The 21,630-nt window shown below is 63.8% G+C and carries 20 protein-coding genes and 1 pseudogene; 12 read left to right on the forward strand and 9 right to left on the reverse strand.

The window, feature by feature from the left end:
* The 7 genes from AC1D00_RS01620 to AC1D00_RS01650 form a co-directional block, all read left to right on the forward strand.
* A partial coding sequence (locus tag AC1D00_RS01620) for a pantoate--beta-alanine ligase (protein WP_477009428.1) occupies nt 1-261 on the forward strand: 261 nt, incomplete at its 5' end.
* Nucleotides 262-369: 108 nt separating this feature from the next.
* Nucleotides 370-1,056: an energy-coupling factor ABC transporter ATP-binding protein gene (locus tag AC1D00_RS01625; RefSeq protein ID WP_477009440.1), complete on the forward strand. Its 687-nt coding sequence runs from the start codon at nt 370-372 to the stop codon at nt 1,054-1,056.
* Entirely contained in the window at nt 1,053-1,679 is a 627-nt protein-coding gene (locus tag AC1D00_RS01630; RefSeq protein WP_477009429.1) for an energy-coupling factor transporter transmembrane component T family protein, read from the forward strand. The genes AC1D00_RS01625 and AC1D00_RS01630 overlap by 4 nt, the downstream gene beginning before the upstream one ends.
* A 71-nt stretch (nt 1,680-1,750) precedes the next feature.
* Complete coding sequence (locus AC1D00_RS01635; protein ID WP_477009430.1) at nt 1,751-2,245, forward strand: biotin transporter BioY; 495 nt, start codon at nt 1,751-1,753, stop codon at nt 2,243-2,245.
* Nucleotides 2,242-3,750: an AMP-binding protein gene (locus tag AC1D00_RS01640; RefSeq protein WP_477009431.1), complete on the forward strand. Its 1,509-nt coding sequence runs from the start codon at nt 2,242-2,244 to the stop codon at nt 3,748-3,750. The genes AC1D00_RS01635 and AC1D00_RS01640 overlap by 4 nt, the downstream gene beginning before the upstream one ends.
* Nucleotides 3,747-4,874, forward strand: coding sequence for a thiolase family protein (locus AC1D00_RS01645; RefSeq protein WP_477009432.1), 1,128 nt, complete (start codon nt 3,747-3,749; stop codon nt 4,872-4,874). The genes AC1D00_RS01640 and AC1D00_RS01645 overlap by 4 nt, the downstream gene beginning before the upstream one ends.
* Nucleotides 4,875-4,892: 18 nt before the next feature.
* Nucleotides 4,893-5,390, forward strand: a complete 498-nt coding sequence (locus AC1D00_RS01650; protein WP_477009433.1) for a MaoC/PaaZ C-terminal domain-containing protein — start codon at nt 4,893-4,895, stop codon at nt 5,388-5,390.
* Between the two features lie 801 nt (nt 5,391-6,191).
* On the opposite strand, the gene AC1D00_RS01655 is transcribed toward AC1D00_RS01650, so the two are convergent.
* The 5 genes and pseudogenes from AC1D00_RS01655 to AC1D00_RS01675 form a co-directional block, all read right to left on the reverse strand.
* Nucleotides 6,192-6,896 carry a Gfo/Idh/MocA family protein gene (locus AC1D00_RS01655; protein ID WP_477009441.1) on the reverse strand — a complete coding sequence of 235 codons (705 nt, stop codon included), beginning with the start codon at nt 6,894-6,896 and terminating at the stop codon, nt 6,192-6,194.
* Between the two features lie 9 nt (nt 6,897-6,905).
* A pseudogene (locus tag AC1D00_RS01660) lies at nt 6,906-7,202 on the reverse strand (Gfo/Idh/MocA family oxidoreductase); the annotation flags it as partial.
* On the reverse strand, nt 7,189-8,238 hold the full coding sequence (locus AC1D00_RS01665) for a Gfo/Idh/MocA family protein (RefSeq protein WP_477009434.1): 1,050 nt from the start codon (nt 8,236-8,238) through the stop codon (nt 7,189-7,191). The pseudogene AC1D00_RS01660 and the gene AC1D00_RS01665, both read right to left, overlap by 14 nt.
* Before the next feature lie 10 nt (nt 8,239-8,248).
* A complete protein-coding gene (locus AC1D00_RS01670; RefSeq protein WP_477009435.1) occupies nt 8,249-9,397 on the reverse strand; it encodes an N-acetylglucosamine-6-phosphate deacetylase in 1,149 nt (382 codons plus the stop codon).
* Complete coding sequence (locus tag AC1D00_RS01675) at nt 9,394-10,170, reverse strand: glucosamine-6-phosphate deaminase (protein ID WP_477009436.1); 777 nt, start codon at nt 10,168-10,170, stop codon at nt 9,394-9,396. Before AC1D00_RS01675 ends, AC1D00_RS01670 begins: the two co-directional genes overlap by 4 nt.
* A 138-nt stretch (nt 10,171-10,308) precedes the next feature.
* On the opposite strand from AC1D00_RS01675, the gene AC1D00_RS01680 reads away from it, so the two are divergent.
* The 4 genes from AC1D00_RS01680 to AC1D00_RS01695 all read left to right on the forward strand — a co-directional run bounded on the left by AC1D00_RS01680 (nt 10,309) and on the right by AC1D00_RS01695 (nt 14,604).
* A complete protein-coding gene (locus AC1D00_RS01680) occupies nt 10,309-11,346 on the forward strand; it encodes a LacI family DNA-binding transcriptional regulator (RefSeq protein WP_135176961.1) in 1,038 nt (345 codons plus the stop codon).
* A gap of 112 nt (nt 11,347-11,458) precedes the next feature.
* Nucleotides 11,459-12,802, forward strand: a complete 1,344-nt coding sequence (locus AC1D00_RS01685; protein WP_404553839.1) for an ABC transporter substrate-binding protein — start codon at nt 11,459-11,461, stop codon at nt 12,800-12,802.
* 63 nt (nt 12,803-12,865) lie between these two features.
* On the forward strand, nt 12,866-13,753 hold the full coding sequence (locus AC1D00_RS01690; RefSeq protein ID WP_027547705.1) for a carbohydrate ABC transporter permease: 888 nt from the start codon (nt 12,866-12,868) through the stop codon (nt 13,751-13,753).
* Nucleotides 13,750-14,604, forward strand: coding sequence for a carbohydrate ABC transporter permease (locus AC1D00_RS01695; protein ID WP_135176963.1), 855 nt, complete (start codon nt 13,750-13,752; stop codon nt 14,602-14,604). The genes AC1D00_RS01690 and AC1D00_RS01695 overlap by 4 nt, the downstream gene beginning before the upstream one ends.
* A 143-nt stretch (nt 14,605-14,747) precedes the next feature.
* Here the strand turns inward: AC1D00_RS01695 and edd are convergent, their stop codons facing one another.
* The 4 genes from edd to AC1D00_RS01715 all read right to left on the reverse strand — a co-directional run bounded on the left by edd (nt 14,748) and on the right by AC1D00_RS01715 (nt 20,469).
* Nucleotides 14,748-16,577, reverse strand: a complete 1,830-nt coding sequence (gene edd / locus AC1D00_RS01700; RefSeq protein WP_477009437.1) for a phosphogluconate dehydratase — start codon at nt 16,575-16,577, stop codon at nt 14,748-14,750.
* Between the two features lie 49 nt (nt 16,578-16,626).
* A complete protein-coding gene (zwf, locus tag AC1D00_RS01705; protein ID WP_404558945.1) occupies nt 16,627-18,105 on the reverse strand; it encodes a glucose-6-phosphate dehydrogenase in 1,479 nt (492 codons plus the stop codon).
* 50 nt (nt 18,106-18,155) lie between these two features.
* Complete coding sequence (locus AC1D00_RS01710; RefSeq protein WP_404558946.1) at nt 18,156-19,052, reverse strand: carbohydrate kinase family protein; 897 nt, start codon at nt 19,050-19,052, stop codon at nt 18,156-18,158.
* A gap of 181 nt (nt 19,053-19,233) precedes the next feature.
* Entirely contained in the window at nt 19,234-20,469 is a 1,236-nt protein-coding gene (locus tag AC1D00_RS01715) for an ROK family transcriptional regulator (RefSeq protein ID WP_477009438.1), read from the reverse strand.
* A 220-nt stretch (nt 20,470-20,689) separates the two neighbouring features.
* Here AC1D00_RS01715 and AC1D00_RS01720 point away from each other — a divergent pair.
* Nucleotides 20,690-21,630 (forward strand): substrate-binding domain-containing protein (locus tag AC1D00_RS01720; RefSeq protein WP_477009439.1); only part of this gene is annotated, 941 nt, incomplete at its 3' end.

Consider the following 21,630-nt stretch of genomic DNA (forward strand, 5'->3'; position numbering starts at 1 on the left):
GGGCGGGCCCTCGCCATCAGTCGTGGACTGTTTGCCGCAGCAGAGGAGTTCCGCTTGGGAGAGCGGAACGTGGACAAGCTGATCGCAATCGCAAAGAGGCATTTGGAAACGGTCGATCGGCTACAGTACCTCGAGCTCGTTGACGGCGACACGCTCAAGCCCGCCGTCAGTCCGCTGCACCGCCCCGCGGCACTGTGCGTGGCGGCCTATGTCGGCTCGACAAGGCTTATCGACAACGTGATACTTCAGCCAACTCCATAGCGCGGCACAGGCGAAAGAATCGTCTTGATAGAAGCTGTCCGACGCAAAGCGCCTCCCGCAGGCCGTCCTCACCTTCGTGGGGCGGCTGAAGGGATCATCTTCGAAGAAGTGCAATTTCGGCGCGCAGGCCGTCAGGTTCTTACTATTCCCGAGCTTTGCCTAGCTGAGCGCCGGATAGGCCTGATTGGTGACAATGGTTCAGGCAAGAGCACAATGTTGCGGCTGATGAACGGGTTGCTCCTGCCGACTCGCGGGCGCGTCGAGGTGACAGGGCTCGATACGGTACGACACCGCAAAGACCTTCCGGCAAAGGTCGGCTTTCTGTTTCAGAATCCCGACCACCAGCTCATTTTCCCCACCGTTGTCGAGGAGGTCGCTTTTGGTCCGGCGGAGCGCGGCATACCGGCGCCACAGGCGCGGCAACAGGCGATGGCGCTGCTCGAGCGGCACGGCTGCGCCCAATGGGCGGACCGCAACGTCAATGAATTGTCCGGCGGTCAGAAGCAGCTCGTCTGCATCCTGGCGCTGCTCGCAACAGAGCCGTCGATCCTGTTGATGGACGAGCCGTTCGCCAGTCTCGACTTGCCGACACGATTACGGATGTATCGCAGGATCACGGCGCTTCCGCAGCGGGTCGTGATGGCGTCTCATGATTTCGAGCTGCTCGCGGAGTTCGATCGCATAATCTGGCTGGATGCGGGCCACATCCGTCTCGACGGCCGACCCGACGAAGTGCTGCCTGCCTATCGGGCTCATGCAACGATCGTTGGGGCAGGGGACGCCCTAACGTCATGATGACCGACGGCCTCGCGCCACAGACCTGGTTGCACCGCGTACCGGCCGGCGTCAAGCTTGCGGGCCTTGCCCTCCTCAGTGTCCTTCTGATGCCGGTCGGCGACTGGCGAATTCTGGCGGGCGTATTGGCGATGATTGCCATGGTCTATGCCGGTCTCGGCCGGGTTGGCATGGCGCGCCTCAGCTTGCTGCGCCCATTGCTGCCGCTGCTTATGGTCGTCGGCGGCGTGCAGGCCGCGTCGGGTGGTTGGAATGCCGGCGCCGTCGTCACCATGCGGCTCCTGGCGATGCTTCTGCTCGCCGATCTCGTCAGCATGACCACCACGATGAGCGCGCTGATGGAAGTGCTGGCACCAGTGCTCAGCTTGCTACGCCCGTTTGGCGTCAATCCGCGCAAGATGGCGCTCGCCGTGGCGCTTGTCCTGCGTTTCGTACCCGTCCTGATGACCCGGTGGCGCGCGCGCGAAGAGGCCTGGAAGGCGCGCACGTGCCGGCGCGTTCCGCTTCGGCTGGTGGCCGCCTTGGTCGCCGACATTCTCCAGCTTGCCGACCGCGTCGCGGAAGCGCTCGATGCACGCGGTTTCGGCCGATCCATCGCTGATCGTCACTCATCCAAATTGTAGGAGACATACCCGTGGAGTCCCGCGCTATCGTTCGTATCGCTTTGCTTGCCGCCGTCATCGCGGCACTTGGCATGGTGCCGAGCATCGTCTTACCGATCGCCATGGGTGTGCCGATCACGGCCCAGACGCTCGGCGTCATGCTGGCCGGGATTATCCTCGGCCCTCGCCATGGCGCGCTGGCGGTGCTGCTGTTTCTGTTCGTGGTGCTGCTCGGAGCGCCGCTGCTGTCGGGCGGACGCGGCGGCCTCGGCGTGCTCTTCGGACCGTCGCTCGGCTTCCTGCTGGGCTGGGCTCCCGCGGCCTTTGTGTCGGGTCTCGTGATGGCGCGGCTGAAGACCCTGCCGGTATTCGCGGCGGCGCTCATTGCGGCGATCGCGGGCGGCATCGTGGTGGAATATGCCTGCGGTATTCTTGGCTTGATGGCGATGGCAAGGATGAGTTTGCCGCAGGCCCTGGCTGCAATCGCGATATTCGTGCCCGGCGATCTCTTGAAGGCGCTGGCCACCGCGTTTGTGGCGGAGGCGTCGCACCGGAGCTATCCAGCCGCAATCGTCAGCCGTCCATGACCACGGCCTCCACCATTACTGCAACGCTGTCGCGGCATGCCCGCGAGACGCCGGACCGGCTGGCCATCGTTTGTGATAACCATGCCGTGAGTTGGAAAGATCTCGATCAGGCCGTGGACCGTCTGGCCGGGCATTTGGCGAAGGTGGTGCCGGCGGGTCGCGGCGTCGCCTTGCATCTGCCGAACGGGCCGGCACTCGTGCTGCTGTTTCTCGCTGCCTGCCGCGCGGGGCGGGAAGCGCAGATTCTCGACCCGTCCTGGCCGGCGGAGACGGCGCGGCTCGCGATCACGGCGCTGGCACCGGGAATAGTCGTGAGTGGCGATGCAACATTGGTCGGCGAGGCGGAAGTGCTGGCGATTGTCGATCCTCACGGCCCGTTCGAGTCGGTCGCGGACGTCATTGGCGCCGGTCCGGCGTCCGCGGCAGTTGCCGAGCCCGATCCGCTGACGCCGTTCTATGTCGGTTTCACCTCGGGATCGACCGGAACGCCGAAGGGATATCGCCGCCATCATCAATCGTGGATCGAGAGTTTCCGGGCGGGTGACCGTGAATTCGACATCGGCGCGGGCGACATCGTTCTCGCGCCGGGCTCGTTGACGCATTCGCTGTTTCTCTATGGCCTTGCACACGCGCTCTATGTCGGGGCGACCGTCATTCTCTGTCGGCAATTCCGGCCCAATCTCGTCAACCGTCTGATCGCGGTCCACGAGGTAAGCGTGATTTACGGCGTGCCGACCCAACTCGAAATGATGATCGAGGCCGCCATGCGCGATGGCCTGCCGCCATTCGCAAGCGTGCGGTGGATGCTGTCGTCCGGCGCCAAATGGCAATGTCGCGCGCTTGCCGAGTTGCGACGGCAATTTCCGGCGGCGCGTTTTGCCGAGTTCTACGGCGCCTCCGAGTTGAGCTTCGTGACCGTGGCGAAGGACGATGAGGATGTCCCGCCAGACTCTGTGGGGCGTCCATTCGCAGATGTCAGTCTCTCCATCCGCGACCATCTCGGACAATGTCTCCCGCCCGGAGAAACGGGCCAGGTGTTTGTGTCAAGTCCTTTCCTCTTCATGGAGTATGCCTGCGGAAGCGAAATGCTGCTGCCTCGTCATGGCGACGCGGTGTCGGTCGGCGACATCGGCATGCTCGACGAGCGTGGCTTCCTGCGGCTCGCCGGCCGTRCCAGCCGCATGATCATCACGGCGGGAAAGAATGTGCATCCGGAGGAGATTGAGCGCGTGCTCGAGGGACATCCTGCCGTGATTGCGGCGGGCGTTCTGGGTGTCATCGACGAACGTCGGGGCGAGCGGCTGGTGGCGCTGCTTAGACTCGGCCCGGATGCGGGCATAGCGTTGTCCGATCTGATCGGCCACGCCCGCCTGAGCTTGCCGCTCTACAAGATCCCGCGCCGTTTTGCCGTGCCGTCACACTGGCCGATGACCTCGTCCGGCAAGACCGATTTCCACGCGCTGCGGCAACTCTGGGACTCCGGCGCCTGCGAGTTGCTGCAATGAGTGTCGCATATCTCGTCGCAGCGCGCCGCACGGCGGTCGCCCCTCGGGGTGGCGCGTTCAAGGCGGTGGAGGCCGACGAGCTTGGCGCGGCGCCAATCCGGGCCGTGCTGGCCGACACGGGCATCGCGGCGGAGGCGATCGACGACGTGATCTTCGGGAACGCGTTGTATGGCGGTGGAAACCCGGCGCGGCTCGCCGCGCTGCGGGCGGGTCTCCCCGATCACGTTCCGGCGCTGACCATCGACAGCCAGTGCTGCGGTGGCCTCGACGCGATCATGCTCGCTGCCGAGCGCATCGTGAGTGGAGGAGCGGATGCCGTCATCGCCGGTGGTGTCGAAAGTTTCAGCCGCGCGCCATTGCGCGCGCGGCGGCCGCGTCGCGCCGACGAGGCGCCGCAACCCTACGATCGTCCTCCGTTCACGCCTTGGCCGGAGCGCGATCCGGACATGATCGCCGCCGCCGCGACGCTGGCTGAAAGGTTCGGCATTTCGCGTGCACGGCAGGATGAATTTGCGATCRCAAGCCATCGCAAGGCGCTGCAAAATCCGCCCGGCGCGGCGGAGATCGTGCCGCTCGCCGGCCTGGCGCACGATGCCTTTCCTCGCGTCCTGAAGGGGGCGACCTGCGCACGCCTGGTGCCGCTTGCGGGCGACGCTGCGTTCGGCGTGACGCGCGCGACGGTGGCGGTCGAAGCCGACGCGGCAGCAGCCCTGCTGGTGGTCTCCGAGACGATGGCCCGACGGCTCAACGCGAAGCGGGCCTTGCGGATCATATCGGCGACCCGCCGCGGCGGCGACCCGGCCATGCCCGGCGAGGCGCCGATTGCGGCGGCTGATCGCCTCCTCACAGTGGAACGGATCGCGCCGGCGCGGATTGCCCTGGCCGAGATCATGGAGGCCTTTGCCGCTCAAGCGATTGCCTGCGTCGACGGCATCGGGGCGCAGGAATCGGCGCTCAACCGTGGCGGCGGCGGACTCGCACGTGGTCATCCGATCGGTGCATCGGGTGCAATCCTGGCCGTGCGTCTGTGGCATGAAATGCAATCGGAATCATCCGGTGCGATCGGGCTGGCGGCGATCGCGGCCGCGGGCGGGCTCGGCAGCACCCTACTTGCGACGATCTGAAGAGAAGGACGGCCCGGGATGATTCAAATGCCACCAGGCTCCGATCCGCCGTCAGACGCGGGTGCACTTCGCGTCGAGCGGGCGATCGATCTCGCCGCCTTGGTGGGCACCGAGCTTGCTCCCGGCGGCTGGCGATGGGTGACGCAGGATGAGGTCGACCAGTTCGTCGCGCTGACGGGTGATCGGAACTGGGTACATACCGATACGGAGCGCGCCCGGCGCGAACTGGACGGAGGGACGACAATCGTGCCCGGCCAACTGCTTCTGGCGCTCGTGCCGGCTCTCTTGCAGGAGGCATATGTCGTCATAGGTGCCGCGCAAAGCCGTGAGGCGGCTCTCCGTATGGTTCGGTTTCGCTATCCTGTGCGCCCCGGCGATGTGTTCAGGTTGCGGGCGCAATTGACGCTCGTGGAGCAGCGGCCTCGTTTCGTGCAGGTGGACATATCGTGCGATCTCGAACTGGGCTCCGGGCAACGGGCTCTTACGTCACAGCGCACCGACGTCTTTTTCGACTGAGGCAGGTGCTATCCCGCCCCACTGGGCACGGTCTCGTTAAGAACGCCTCAACGAATTGGTGAAACGACCGTGAACACAGCGTGACGGAAAAGCCTGTAGCGAGCAGTAAAATCAATAACTTAGAGGGTGGCCACCGCGTTCGAGAGGCAGGCGGGCTTCGGTTAGATCGCAACTTGAACCGAATGTCGGTATCGGTGGTTGCGCCTCCCCGATTTGAACCTGCCGTTCGACAAGTTTCTGATTTTAGGCGGGCGATCGGAGGAAATAGCGCAGATTTGTGTCGTATGGGGAAGGGCGGTAGCGGTGTCCTGACTCGAACCCCCGACGCCTCATCTTGTAGGTTCTCGCGAGGTGCGCGCATTTGCTGCCGGGCCATTCCGACAAATGGAAATCCAATTGTGGGTTCAATGCACGTTCAACGAGGCGTTTGTCGGAATGGCCCTTGATCTTACAGAGAAATCATACGTCTCTTAATCAGCGGGTCCCAGGTTCGAGCCCTGGTGCGCCCACCATCCCAAAGCCCCGCTAGCGCAGGGTTTTTCCACTTCGGGCCCTGGAACAAAGCGCGTCTCGTGCGACGCTTTTCGTGGTCAGACGTCGCACGGTGCGACGACTCGAGGATGTTTGCGAGATGTTCTTGTTGGCGCTGTCTCGTCAAAGAGCGCGACTATTGCGTTGAGATCTGGAACGACGCCGGCCAGCACTACATCCGCATCGACGAGATCGACAGGTCGACGCGCAGGCGCATTCCGCCCGAGAACTCATAAGCTGGGTGGTATTTCTGCCTGCCCGCGAGGAATCTCAACTCCATCGCATCGGCTTGCCGCCATTTGCCGCACTCTCCTGAGCGAGTATCGCGATGCGCGTGGCCCGCAGGGCTTCATTTGCTGGAATTTGCAAGGTCTCGCCACGGGCGAGATGATCGAAGACGAAGCCGGCAGGCGAGACGCCCGCGGGCAGGTCGACTTCGCGCAGGGGTCTCGTCGCCGTCTCGACGAGCAATTTGTTTTCAGCGAATAGAACGTCTGCGCGCCCCTTTGTCCCGGAAATCCGCATGGCATAGTCGCCATGCCGTGGCGAAGCTTCGGGCTGGATCCAGTCGACTTCGATCGCGAATTGCGGGCCGCCGTCGCAGGCGAGGATGGCGCGTCCCAGCGCGGGAAAGTCCGTCGTGCCGGCAGCCGCGATCGGTGATATCCAGCCGCTGACCGTACCGCTGGTATATCCCGTCAGCCAAAGTGCGAGATCGATGTCGTGAACCGTGAGGTCGGCGAGGATGCCGCCATAGGTCGATGGTTCGAACATCCACGCGGGACGACGGCTCGGGACGAGCTTGTGCGGCCCGGTTGCGGTGATGGATACGACGTCTCCAAGTTCGCCGCTGTCGATGATCGGGCGGAGCGCGAGGGTGACCGGATAAAAGCGTTTTTCCAGCAGAAGCGTCAGCAAATTGCGCCCGGCGAGAGTTTCCTCGATTGCTGCGAGTTGGGGCAGGGTCACCGCCATCGGCTTGTCGGCGATCGCGAAGATGCCGCGGCGCAAGAGTTCGGCCACGATCGGAGCGCGGAGGCCGAATTCGGTGAAGACCGCTGCGGCTCGAACCCGATGCGCGTCCAAAAGCGCATGTGGATCGGCGTAGCCGGGCGCCATCGTGCGTCGTTCGAGCTCGGCGCGTCGCGCCGCGTCATGATCGGCGATGGCCACGACCCTGACGTCGGTTCGGTTCGTAATCTCCGAAAGTACATATTCGACGTGTGGGTGGGCCGCGCCAATGATGGCGATGTCGAGCGTCTCGGAGTTACTCGTCGGCATGAATGACCTCAGCTGCGATTTCGTTGGGGCTGATGGCCCGACCTTCCGAGGCCGATCGATAGATGGCGTCGACCAATCTCGCAGCTTCGAATCCGTCCCTGAACGAGCTCGCGGGTGACCGTCGCTCCCGGACGGCTTGAGCGAAGTCGCGCCATTGCGCGATATGTCCTTCGATCCCGATGGCCTTGGGATCGCTGGCGGCGCTGCCAACTCCGGCCGCACTTGGCGGCTCCGCGACGCCGGGAAAATCCCAGCGGACGATGCTGTCGTTTCCGAGTTCACAACTGCCGCGGTCCGTGAACAGCCGAAGCATGGCCGGCCGTCCCGGAGGCAGTGCCGTGCTCGTCACGATCACGCCGAGCGCGCCGGACGCGAAGGAGAGCAGCGCCGCTGTCGTGTCCTCGACGGCGTGTGTGTGCCCGAGCGTTGCCATCTTGCCCTGAACACTGTCCACAGTCCCGAACAACCAAAGCATCAGGTCGAGATTGTGAACGCCCTGATTGAACAGCGAGCCTCCGCCGTGCTCCGCTTCGCTGCGCCACGGCTTCTCCGCGTAGTATGCGTCGGAGCGGTACCAATGGATCGCCGTCTCGATCAGGCGCGCCTGTCCGAGATGACCTGCGTCGAGCAGAGCCTTGATCGCCTGGTGTTGCGGTTCGAGACGGCGCTGCGAAACAACGCCGCACGTCAGTTGCGAGCGCGCGGCCGCGCGGACCAGCGATGCGGCCTCGGCCGGATCGACGCAGAGCGGCTTTTCGACGAGCACGTGCCGTCCGGCCTCGATCGCAGCAAGCGCGACGTCATGATGCGCGCCGCTCGGGGTGCAGACCACGACCGCGTCGATCTCGGCACTTGCGAGCATCGCCTCGGTGGTTGCGAATGTCGGAACAGGTTCGCCGTTCGTGCACGCTGCAATCTGCTCGGGCGTGCCGCCGGCGATCGCCGACAAGACGGTTTCGTCGAGCGCTCGTATCGCCCGCGCGTGCGTTTCACCGATTGCCCCTGGGCCGATCAACCCGATGCGAAGCCAGTTCATGTCTCATTCCTCAGGGGGTGAGCGGGTAAGGCCGGCCCGCGACGTAAACCGTCTCAGGCACAAGAGAGCCATCCTCGCCGAGACGGAATCGCAGCAGATCGGCCGGTGCTCCCACCGTCAGCGCGGGAAGGTTGAACAGCAGGCGCGGATTGATGGTTGCGAGCCTCAGCGCCTCTTCCAGGGTCAATCCGGCCATGCGCCTTGCCATGGCTATTCCGAACTTGAGGCTGACGGCCGCGCCCGCCAGGAAGGACGTGCCGACGACTTCCAGCCGGCCGTTCGCCTTCAGTTCGACCTTGCCGCCGATCGGCGCGTCATAGATTCCAGGCGTGCACCCCGCGAGCGCGGCGGCGTCCGACACCAGGATCGATCGCTCCAGTCCCTTTGCACGCAGCATGGCTTTGAAGGTCTCAGGAGGGAGGTGATGGCCATCGGCGATGAAGCTCGCCCACAGCCTGTCTTCGGCCAGTTGAGACCAGATCGGRTTGGGATGTCGCGGCAGCGTGGCTGCGATGCCATTGCCAAGATGCGTCGACAACATTGCGCCCGCGGCAACAGCAGCGGAGATCTGATCCGGCGTCGCATTGGTATGGCCAAGCGCAACGTGAACACCGCGCGTCCGAAGGCCACGTACATATGCTTCCGTTTTTGGCCAGTGCGGCGACATTGTCGCGAGGCCGATGAGGCTGCCGCTGGCGGCTTGCCACGCGTCGAACTCGTCGAGGCTCGGCGGCCTCACATGTTCGGCCGGATGCGCGCCGCGTGGACCGTCCTCCGGCGCGATATGCGGTCCTTCAAGATGGACGAACGGCATCGCATGCTTGATGAGCGGATCGCTGTCGCGTGCCTGCGCAATGGCCTTTAGTGCGTCGATGATCGCATCGTGCGATGCCGTGATCAGCGTCGGGGCAAAGCGCGACACGCCGCTTCTGTGGACGGCCAAGACGAGATCGCGGACCGTCTGGGGATCAGGGCGGGCATTGAGATCGTAGCCGCCAAAGCCGTTCAATTGCAGATCGAACAGGCCGAGCGACAGCCACAGCCCGTCATCGTGTCCGCCAGCAATGATGTCCGAGATCCGGCCATCCTGAATGACGATGGTGCGATTCTGTCCAGTCTCCGGATCGCGGCCCCAGACGCGTGTTGCCGGATCCGTCATGCGCGTGCCGGTGCTTGCAGTGAGAGCTGCGGCGGCATGGAATCCTGGTCGAGATACAGCGCGCATCGCGGATGCGTGCGGAGTGCGCTCGCCGGGCAGGCCGTTCCGATCGGGCCGTACAGCGATCGCTCGACGGCGGTGCGCTTGGATGCGCCAGGCACGACGCAAAACAGCTGGCCGGCGTCCAGCAGCCGCGGAATCGTCAGCGTGATCGCATGTGTCGGGACGTGCCCRAGGGTCGGGAAACATCCATCGTCGACCTGCTGCTGTCGGCAGATCGCGTCGAGTTCGACGACCTTGACCTGTTTCGTATCGTGCAGGTCGGCGACCGGCGGGTCATTGAAGGCGAGGTGACCATTGACGCCGATGCCGAGGCAGATGATGTCGATCTGGGCCTCTGCAAGAAGGGCCGCATAGCGCGCCGCTTCCCGGTCCGGATCCGGTTCTTGTCCGATCAAGTGAACGGTTCCGAAGGCGACACGCGAGAAGAGGTGACGCGTCAGCCAGGCCCCGAAGCGCTCCGGCGCGCCCGAAGGAAGACCGATATATTCGTCCATGTGGAAGGCTGTGACGCGCCGCCAGTCGATATCGCGCTCGCGTGCAAGGGCATCCAGCATCTCTGCCTGGCTCGGCGCCGCGGCAAATATCATCCGCGCCGTGCTCTGCCGCGCGAGGCGGTCGCGCAGCGCCACACCGACATCCGCAGCAGCCGCACGGCCCATCGCATCCCGCGTCTTAAATGTCGCGATCGAGGGAGTAACCGAAGCCGTCATGCTCATCCATGGTTCTGTCGGGCCTGCCCGTCACCCCAAGCGGAGAGAATGTGATGCAACCGGTTGCATGTCAAGCTTGYACCCCGGGCCCGACCGAGGCATGTGTAGCTGGATGCGATGCAGAGGAGGCGGCCCGCGGTGAAGCGCGATCCTGATAGCGGCGGGGAGGGGCGTCCATCGGTCGTGCCGACGATCAGTCAGGTGGCGAAGGCTTCCGGGGTCTCCCGTGCGACCGTATCGCGCGCCTTTTCGCGACCCGAGATGCTGACCAAGGAGACCGTCCGGCGTGTCAAGGCGGTCGCCGACAAGCTCGGCTACGTGCCAAATCAGGTCGCCCGCGCACTGTCCACCGGGCGCCATGGCAATGTCGCTCTCATTGTCTCGGATGTCGCGAACCCGTTCTTTCCGCCGCTGATCAGGGCCGCGCAACTTCGCGCCGACCAGGCGGGGCTGTGCGTTTTCCTCGGCAACTCGGACGAGGATCCCGCGCGTGAGGAATTGCTGGTCGGCCGCTTCATCGGCCAGGTGGAAGGGCTCGTCCTCGCCTCGTCCCGCCTGGACGAAGAGCATATCCGCCGCCATGCGATGCGCCGGCCGCTGGTGCTCATCAATCGCGATATCGAAGGCATTACGCGGGTCCTGATCGACACGGCGCCGGGCGTCGCTGCTGCGATCGCGCATCTTGCCGAACTGGGGCACCGGCACATCGCCTATGTCAGCGGCCCGACGACATCGTGGTCCAACCAGCAGCGGCGCAACGCCGTCCGGCGCGAAGCGGAGAAGCGCGGGCTCAAGGTGATTGCCGTTCCCGCGCGCCCGCCATCCTACGACACGGGCCGGCTAGCGGCCACCCAGATCGTCGCCAGCGGCGTCACCGCGGCGATCGCGTTCGACGACCTTGTCGCTCAGGGTCTGCTGGCCGGGCTCGCGGCGCTCGACGTCGAGGTGCCGAAATCGTTCAGTGTCGTCGGCTGCGACGATGTCCTCGGTGAAACCACCTATCCGCCGCTCACCACCGTGTCGGCGCGCTGCGCCGATGCGGGCGATGTCGCGGTCGGTCTCCTGCTCAGCCAGATGAAGGGCGGCGTGTCGGGCGAGATCCGCCACAAGCTGAATTCCCATCTTGTCATTCGCGCCAGCACCGGCCCGGCTCCGGTGAAGCGGAGAAGCCGCTGACGATTTAGTCAACGGCCTCAGAAAGCGGCAATGGATCGCAATTGACACGCAACCGGTTGCATGCGAGCGTTTTCGCAGGATTTGCTCAATTCCGGATGCGAGAGTGACCTTCATGATGAGACCCGTCGGCAGGTTCGGCTACATGACGCTCCCCGAGAACAGAATTCGCCCGGCGACGCCGGATCGTCGGTCATGGATCTCGGCAGCGCTGTCACTGGCGCTGGTTGTCGCTGCCCCCGTGTTTGCTTCGCCCGCGTCGGCGGAGAAGCTGACGATATGGAGTGGTTGGCCCGACCTTGCCCCGTTTTACAAGCGCGTCGGCGACCAGCTGAAGAGCAAATATCCGGATCTCGAAATCAGCGTCGAGGCCATTGCCCTGCGTGAGCACGAGAAGCGGCTGGCGCTGTCGCTGCCATCCGGCGCGGCCGGGGACGTCATCGAGATGGAGGTCGAGGCGGCGAGGTATCTCGAGGCTGGCGTCATTCCCGAGCCGCCGGCGTCGATCGTCGATTTCGTCAAAGCCAATTACGACATGACGCGTGTGAAGACCGCCATGTACGACGGCAAGATCTTCGGTGTGCCGTTGTTCCAGGGGCAGGGCGCGCTGTACTACAACACCGAGATGTTTGCCAAGGCCGGCCTCGACGGCCCGCCCAAGACCATGGCCGACTATACCGCTTATGCGCAGAAGCTTGCGCAGCGCGATGCGTCCGGCGTGCCGACGGTGAGCGGATGGAGCTTGCGTCTCAGCGGCGGCGGCTCGGGCATCGCGGAGAAGTACTGGACCATCCTCTATAACCACGGCGGGACGCTGTTGCAGGACAAGGGCGGAAAGTGGCGCGCCGCCTATGCAAGCGAGGCCGGCCGCGCCGCGCTCAAGCAGTATCTCGACAACGTCGTGGTTTACCGGACCGTGACGCCCGAGATGAAGGCGGATGCGGAAGCCTTCGAACTCGGCCAGACCGCGATGTTCATCCGGGAATCCTGGGTGATTGGCGACGTCGCCAAGAAAGCGCCCAACCTCAAATACGCCACCGCCCCGTTACCGAAGGGCACGCTGATGGTCCCGGTCGACCTCTATGTGCCGAACAAGGGGCCCAAGAGTCAGATCGCCTGGGATTTCGTTCAAAAGGCAAATGAGCCGGAAAATCTGCTCTGGCTGCTCGAGAACACGGCCTGGGTCCCCAACCGCAAGGGCCTCGACTACTCCGCGGTCCTCAAGAAAGTCCCGCAGCTCGGCGCATTCGTCAACGTTCCGGCCGACCACGTCTTCTTCACCGTGCCGGCGATCAGCCCGGCGAGCGAAATCCTCACCAGGCTTGCGGCACGGCTGGAGAAGGCCTTCACCGACAAGTCGCTGGCGGGCAACGACGCTGCGATCGATGCGTTCCTGAAGTCTGCGGCTGATGAAAGCGACAAGATCCTCGCCCGGGAAGACCTGCTGGCCAAACCCTAGAGCTTCCGACAGGGGCGACCCAATCCAGGCGCCGGCCGCTGACTGGCGCTTGCTGGAGGATCCATGCGCACCACGCCAAAATGGCTGTTTCCAGTTCTTGCGCTTCTTCCGGTCCTCGGGCTCTACGGCTGTGTCCGCGTCTATCCGATCATCGAGACGTTGCGGCTCAGCCTCTTCCAATGGAATATCATCTCGCGGCGCAAGCCATTCGTCGGATTCGCCAACTTCATCGAGTTGGCGAGCGACTCGCTGTTTCTCGAAGCGATATTCAATACAACAATCATCGCCTTCAGCGTCGTGGCGATCACCATTCCGGTTGCGCTTGCGCTCGCAACTCTGATCAACAGCCGGCAGGGGCTGCGGCGCAGCGGCATTTATGAAGCCTCGGTTTTCCTGCCGCACGTCGTCTCGCTGGTTCCGGCGGCGATGGCCTGGAAATGGATTTTCGACGCCCGGCTCGGACCGCTCAACGCCTTGATCGGACTGGTCGGAATCCCGGCCCAGTCGTGGTTGTTCGACCCCATCCTGTCACTGGTGTGCCTGATTGTTCTCTGTTCCTGGCAGGCGATCGGTTATGCCGTCCTGATCTTCCTTGTCGGACTGAAGAACGTTCCGGATGCGCTCTACGAGGCCGCGCGCCTCGACGGCGCCTCGTCACTTCAGGCCTTCCGCTACATCGCGGTGCCGCTGTTGAAGCCGGTCATGCTGTACGTATCGGTCATTACGCTGATCTCGTCCTACAATATCTATGCGCAGGCCTTCGTGCTGGCATCCGATGTGCAGGGTGCGCCGGGACACCTCGTTCGTGTCCTCGTCCTCGACATGCTCGAAAACAGCTTTCGCAACTACCGGGTCGGCTACGCCGCCGCAGAAGCCGTCGTGTTGCTCGTCATCGTCCTCATCCTGACCGGCGCGCAGTTCAGGCTGTTCCGCGATCGGAGCCGGGCATGAGCGAGCCCGATCGTCCGTCCGTCGTTGGTCAGCACCGTGCCGTCGGCCTCGTGATCGACGCTGTTCTCTGCGCCGTCAGCCTGATGATGCTGTTGCCGCTGGTCTTCCTGATCAGCAACGCGTTCAAGACGCCGCCGGAGCTGCTGGCCTGGCCGCCGACCATCATTCCGCACCAGCCGACGCTGGACAACATCGTCAGCGTCCTGCGCGAAACGCCGCTGTTTCGCTGGATCGGCAACTCGCTCATCTTCGCAACGCTCTCGACCGCGAGCATCGTCAGCACGTCGGCGATAGCAGGCTATGTGCTCGGCAAGTTTGATCTGCCGGGGGTGCCGGTCATCTTCGGCATCATCATTGCGACGGCGGTCGTTCCCTTCGAAGTCTACATGATCCCGCTCTACCTCAACGTCCAGTCTGCCGGACTGTTGAACACCTGGCCCGGGCTTCTGGTCGGCTATCTCATTATGAGCTTTGGCATCTTCCTGGTGCGGCAGTACGTGATGACGTCGATCCCCGACGAGCTCCTGGAGGCCGCGCGAGTTGATGGCGCCGGAGAGGGCTGGATCTTCCTGCGGATCGTGCTGCCGCTGATGCGTGGCCCGTTGGGCGCTCTCGCCGTGCTGGCGTTCTTCCAGGCCTGGACCGCATTCGCGTGGCCGCTCGTCGTCATGACCAACAAGGAGACCTATACGCTCGAGGTTGGGCTGGCATTGTTTCAGACCGGTTTCACCGTGGATATCGGCCGTCTCAGCGCGGCAGCCGCTCTGGCTCTGGTTCCGAGTGCGCTTTTCTTCTCGCTGATGCGTCGAAATTTCGTGCGCGGCGTGGCCGCGAGCGGTTTGAAAGAGTGACGCCTCGGCAGCATTCCGACGAAGAGAAAGCCCGTTGCGGTTTCAACGCTGGCTTGGGGGCTCAGTTGTCGGAATGGACGCTGATCTTCCAGCAAATCATACGCCTCTTAATCAGCGGGCTCGCTGAGCCTGCCCTCTTGCACCTACGCTACAAAAACGCTCGCGCCGCGATCCGCGCAACTGACGCGCTCGCGGAAGAAGCCGAAGAGTTCACGGCCGATCCCGACATGCATCGTGGAGAGATCGGCTTGCGCACAGGCTCGCGCGGCCAACTCGCTCGGGGTGACGAGTACGTCAAGCCGACCGGTGACGGCGTCGAGCCGAATGACGTCGCCATCACGGATCCGCGCAATCGTACCGCCATCCGCTGCTTCAGGAGTGACGTGAATGGCTGCAGGCACCTTGCCCGAGGCGCCTGAAAGCCGCCCATCTGTGACAAGCGCGACTTTCAGTCCGCGATCCTGAAGCACGCCAAGGAGCGGCATCAGCTTGTGCAGCTCCGGCATGCCRTTCGCCTTTGGACCCTGGAAGCGTATCACCGCGATCATATCACCCGTGAGCTCACCCGCGGCGAAGCACCGCTGCAGTTCGTCCTGGCAATCGAAGACGCGAGCCGGGGCTTCGATGACATGGCGTTGCGGTGCGACCGCAGACGTCTTGACGACCGCGCGCCCGAGATTGCCCGTCAGAACCTGAAGGCCGCCGGCCGTCTGGAACGGGTCAGCGGTGCCGCGAAGCACGGCAGGATCGCCGGTTCCAGCCGGTCCTTCGCGCCAGGTCAGCTTGCCCTCGGCATCGAGCAGCGGCTCCTGCAAGTACCCATCGAGCCCGTCGCCGCAAACGGTCAGGACGTCGCGGTGCAGGAGCCCCGCAGCAAGCAATTCGCGGATCAAGAAGCTCATTCCGCCGGCGGCATGAAAATGGTTCACGTCCGCTGAGCCGTTGGGATAGATCCGCGCGATCAGCGGCGTCACCCGCGCGAGGTCGGCGAAGTCGTCCCAGGTCAGGGTGAGGCCGGCCGCCGCAGCCATGGCAACCAGATGCAGCGTCAGATTGGTCGAGCCGCCGGTGGCGTGCAGGCCCACTATGCCGTTGACGAATGCGCGCTCGTCGAGCACGCGGCCAATCGGGATGTATTGATTGCCGAGCGAGGTGATGTCCAATGCTCGCTCGGTCGCTGCGACAGTCAGCGCATCGCGCAAAGGTGTGTTCGGGTTCACGAATGAAGCGCCCGGCAGCTRCAGGCCCATGATCTCCATCAGCATCTGGTTGGTATTTGCGGTCCCGTAAAAGGTACAGGTCCCCGCGCCATGGTAGGCCTTCGCCTCCGCTTCCAGCAAAGCCTCGCGACCAAGCTTTCCCTCCGCGTAAGCCTGCCGGATTTTCGCTTTCGCGTCGTTGGCAAGGCCCGAAGTCATCGGACCGGATGGAATGAAGACCGCAGGCAAATGCCCGAACGAGAGCGCGCCGATGACGAGACCTGGCACGATCTTGTCGCATATGCCGAGAAACACCGCGGCGTCGAAGGTCTGATGCGACAGCGCGACCGCGGTGGACAAGGCGATGACCTCGCGCGAGAACAGCGAGAGCTCCATTCCAGYTTCGCCTTGTGTGATGCCGTCGCACATCGCCGGAACGCCGCCCGCGACCTGGGCAACACCACCGGCTGCGCGTGCGCTCTGCCGGATGAGTTCAGGGAAACGCTCGTAGGGCTGGTGGGCCGAGAGCATGTCGTTGTAGGCCGTGACAATTCCGAGACTGGGGACGTGGCCATCCTGCATCAGCTGCTTGTCGCGCCCCCCGCAAGCCGCGAAGGCATGAGCCTGGTTGGCGCATCCCAGTCGTCGCCGCACTGGCGTGCTCGCCGCGTTCGCAATGCGGTCGAGATAGCGTGCTCGGCTGTCGTGACTGCGCCGAGCGATGCGATCCGTTACTTCGGCGACCCGCGCGTTGATCCTTGCTTCGATGGTCATACAAGCCTCCTGGTTGCGGACTGAGCATCGGCGATGCGCTGCTCCGTGGTCACGGACCGTCCTCCATCCATGTCCGGCCGTCGCGTTCGATCAGTGCGACGGCAGCGGAGGGGCCCCAGCTGCCGGCGACGTAGGGACGCGGGAGATCATTCATCTGGCTCCATGCCTGACGGATCGGATCGATCCAGCGCCATGCCGCTTCCACTTCGTCCCGTCGCATGAACAAGGTGGCGTTTCCGCGGACCACATCCATCAGCAGCCGTTCGTAAGCGTCAGGCACCGAGACGTCGAACGCTTCCGCAAAGCTCATGTCGAGGGGGACATACTGCAACCGCATGCCGCCCGATCCAGGCTCCTTGATCATCAGCCAGAGCTTGATTCCCTCGTCCGGCTGCAGGCGGATCACGAGCCGCGTCTGCAAAGCCTTTCCGCAATCCGAATTGAAGATTGAATGCGGAACTTTCCTGAAGGTCACGACGATCTCGGAACTGCGCTGCTGCAGTCGCTTTCCCGTGCGCAGGTAAAAGGGAACGCCGGTCCAGCGCCAGTTCGCAACGGCGACCTTGAGCGCGACGAAGGTTTCGGTCGAGCTCTGGCGATTGTCGATCTCTTCCACATAACCCGGAACCGCAACGCCGCTGCATGCGCCGGCGCGGTATTGACCCGGCACGGTCAGGAATGCCGCGTTTGTCTCATCGATGCGCTCGAGCGATTTCAGGATCTTGAGCTTCTCGTCGCGTACGGCGTCGGCTTCGAGCGAATGTGGCGGCTCCATCGCCACCAGACAGAGAAGTTGTAGAAGGTGATTCTGAACCATGTCGCGCAGGGCGCCGGACTTGTCGTAGTACGTTCCGCGTTCCTCCACGCCGATGGATTCGGCGACCGTAATCTGCACATGGTCGATGTGGGCTGCATTCCACAGCGGTTCGAACAATGCGTTGGCGAACCGTAGTGCCATCAAATTCTGCACCGTCTCCTTGCCGAGATAGTGATCGATCCGGTAGACGCGTTCCTCCGGAAAAATCATGCCGACGGTCTGATTGAACCGGATTGCGGATTCGAGATCCTTGCCGATCGGCTTCTCGATAACGATGCGGGAATCGCCTTTCGAAAGACCGTAGTGCCCCAGCCTTTCGCAGATCGGTCCGAATAGATGCGGGGCCGTCGCCAGATAATGAACCTGAACGCGGTCGGCGTAGGCCGACAGGGCGGCTGCGAGTTCGGTCCAACCGTTTTCGCCTTCTGCATCGGCAGCCATGTAGGAGATGCGGGCCAGGAAGCGATCGAGTTCGGGTCCCGTCGTTTCCGATTCAGGCACATGCTTCACGATTGACGCGCGCATCAGAGCGAGGAAATCATCCCGCGACATTGCGCCGCGCGCGACGCCGAGAATGGCTGCTTCATCCGGCAGCTGGCCCGCAAAATCGCGCCGAAACAGCGCCGGCAACAGCTTGCGGCGCGCGAGATCGCCGGTCGCGCCGAAAACCGTCAGGACGAAGGGAGCCACCGGGATGACGCGGCTGGTCAGACCGGAGCCTTGCTCAATTCGATCCCTGCTGATGTGCCGCATTGCGTCCGTCACTCTGTCAAGCATGGCTGCGTGCTCCCATCGATATCGGCGGTGGTCGGCAGGTCGGCGCCATCGCGTGAAACCGTGACGGCGGCGGCGGCCATCCCGTAAGTGAGCAATTCGCGGATTGCCGCCTCGTCGAGCGCCGCGATGGCGTCGGGATGGAGCCGCCCGGTTTTGGCAAGTTGCGCAAGCAGCGCGGCGTGGAATGTGTCGCCAGCGCCCACGGTGTCGCGCACGACCACTGAGCGACCGGGGACGGATACGCTTCCAGTGGCGCAGAAGGCGGTTGCCCCCTTCGCTCCCTCGGTCACCACGACCAGCCGCGCGCCGCACTTTTGCCAGTAGGCGGCTGCATCGGCAATTGAGACACGACCACCCCATGCAAGGCGAACGTCCTCGTCACTCGCCTTGATCATTGTAGCCGTCCGGTAGAAGCGTTCCGCGGCGACGGCCCAGCTTTTCATGTCGCCGACGACGGTCGAACGGACGTTCGGATCAACGCTGATGACGCGACGCCCATGTTCGCGTTGGGCGAGTGCGGCAAACGTGGTGCCGACCGGCTCGACGGCCATGGAATAGGAGCCGAAGGTCAAAGCCCTGATGTCGTCGGGCAACGCGCCGGGCAGATGAGCGAGCAGGAGCGAGCGATCTGCCGCACCTTCGCCATGGAAAGTGTAGTTCGGCTGGCCGTCATCGGCGGTCGCCACGATCGAAATAGGGGAAGGCCGATCGGTGCGCACGAGAAAACGACCGTCCACACCTTCGCGAGCGAGGCGGTCCGCGAGGAACGCGCCGAAATGATCGCGCGAGATGCCGCTCAGGAAGGCGGTTCGAACACCGAGGCGAGCAAGGCCAACAGCGACATTGAAGGGAGAGCCACCGGCAACGGCATGGGTCGACATTTCCGGCCCGCCGGGCACCCTCACAAACAGATCGATCAGGGCTTCGCCACAGACAAGAATCACGATGCGTCACCCTGGTTCATCACGACAAGCCTCTGGGCGGTTGCGCACTTGCGGGAAACGGGATCCGCGACAGGCACGTTGCTGCGCTCGAAGCGGAGAGCCATGTCGTTGACCATGCTCAATCCTTGAAGAGGACGTCGTAATCGCGGGCGAACGCCGCGAGCAACGGCAAGGCCGCGCCGCCGATTGCGCGTGCATCACGGCCGATTGAGCCTTCCACCACCGCAGCGTCGGTGAGGCCCTGTCGGTCCATGCCGGCCCAATGTTCGTTTGTGCGCTCGACGAGACGGCGGCGCACATCGACCGGAAAGGCCCCGTCGATGATGACGGCTTCAAAGTCGATCACGGCGAGTAATGCAGCGACTGCCTGCGCCAGGGCCTCCGCTGCCGCAGCAATCCACGCTTCGAGCGGATCCGCAAAACTCGACCAATCGTCCGGTGAGAGCCAGATGTCGGTGCCGCGTTGACCGGCGGCGATCACTCGGCGCTCCAACTGATAGATGGAGGCGGTGCGGATCAACTGCTGAAGGCTTGTCTCACCGTTTTCCTCCCGCCGCATGATCGGCATGGACCCGAGCGCGCCGGCGTTGCCGCTGCGACCCGGGAACAGGCTGCCATTCAGAACGATGCCGCCGCCGATGAAGGCGCCGATGTAGAAGTAGGCGAAATCCCGGTACGCGGCGCCGGCAGCGAAGGTGAGTTCGGCCGCACATGCCGAAGTCGCGTCGTTGCAGACGCGGACCGGCCAGGGGGCGAAGCGGCGCGACAGTTCAGCGGCAACGTTGAAGTCACGCCACTTGTCGAGCGCACCGGGTGGTGTCTGCAGATCGGCTTCCCAGTTCCACAATTCAAATGGCATTGCGACGCCAATGCCGCTGATCCTGCCGTGCTGGGCTTCTGGCAGTTCGGCGACAAGGCCCGGCATCTCGCGTTCCGCAAATGCCATGATCTCTTCGGGCGCCGGGAAGGAATAGATCATGCGTCGCCTGGCGCGGATGCCGGCGGTGAAGTCCATCAGGACCAGATCGGAGCTGCGCCGGCCGATCATGAGTCCGAGACCGAAAGCGCCGTCCGGATTGAGCGAATAGGGGACGGAGGGTTGGCCGATGCGGCCTCGCTGCGGTTCGCCCGCAAGCAGCAGCCCATCGGCTTCCAGCCGATTGATGATCACGGTCGTGGTTTGAGTCGAAAGGCCGGTGAGGCGTGCGATCTCGACCTTGCCGAGACTGCGATGGCGCCGAATGAGGGAAAGGATCAGGCGCTCGTTGTACAGTCTCACGCCCGTCTGGGTGGTGCCGCGGCTGTCGCCGGGCAAAGCCACCGGTGCGCCCGCAAGCGGTGCTGTTTCTTCCATCCTCGGCTCCGCCAAACTCCGGGAATCTGTCGTCGCGACAGTTCTGCTGGCCATTCCCCGGTAGTTGGCACGCTACAATGGACGCAGTCGAGAGCTGCGTCAATTAATAAATCGGGATGATTTATTTATTGACAGGGCCGTTCGCAGCTCCTTAGGATGGGCAGCTACACGCGGTCGAAACCGCGCAGGCCAACAAAAACGTCCAACGGAGAGGGAATAGATGCGTCATTCACTTGGACTGTTCACAGCGTTCGCGCTTGCTCTGGGCACCACCGGCAGTTTCGCTGCCGACAAACCGATCGTGGGTCTCATCACCAAGACCAACACCAATCCGTTCTTCGTGAAGATGAAGGCCGGCGCCGACGAGGCAGCGAAGGCGAATGACGTCGAGCTGCGCTCGTTTGCCGGAAAGGTCGACGGCGACAACGAGAGCCAGGTGGCGGCCATTGAGAACCTGATCGCCGCCGGTGCCAAAGGCATCCTGATCACACCGAACGACTCCCGCGCCATCGTTCCGGCTGTCGAGAAGGCACGCGCCGCCGGCATTTTGGTCATTGCTCTTGATACCCCGCTCGATCCGGCGAGTGCGGCGGATGCGACGTTTGCAACGGACAATTTCCTGGCGGGTCAAATGATCGGCCAATGGGCCGCCAAGACGCTGGGGGCCAAGGCGGCATCGGCGAAGATTGCGCTGCTCGACCTCAACGTGAACCAGATCTCGGTCGATGTCGCCCGCGACCAGGGCTTTCTGAAAGGCTTTGGCATCGATCTCGGCAACCCCGCCAAGATCGGTGACGAGAAGGATGCGCGCATCGTCGGTCATGATGTGACGCTCGGCAGCGAGGAGGGCGGCCGCAAGGCGATGGAGAATTTGCTCCAGAAGGACCCCGGCATCTCGCTCGTCTACACCATCAACGAGCCTGCGGCGGCGGGAGCCTATGAGGCCCTGCGCTCGGTCGGGCGCGACAAGGACGTGCTGATCGTTTCCGTCGACGGCGGTTGTCCCGGCGTGCGCAACGTGAAGGACGGCGTCATCGGCGCCACCTCCATGCAGTTCCCGCTGCTGATGGCGGCGAAAGGTGTTGAAGCAGTGAAGGCCTTCGCTTCTGGCGGCGGCAAGCCGAAGGCGTCGCCGGGCCTGGACTTCGTCAACACCGGTGT

This window comes from Bradyrhizobium sp. P2_E8, from assembly GCF_056403875.1.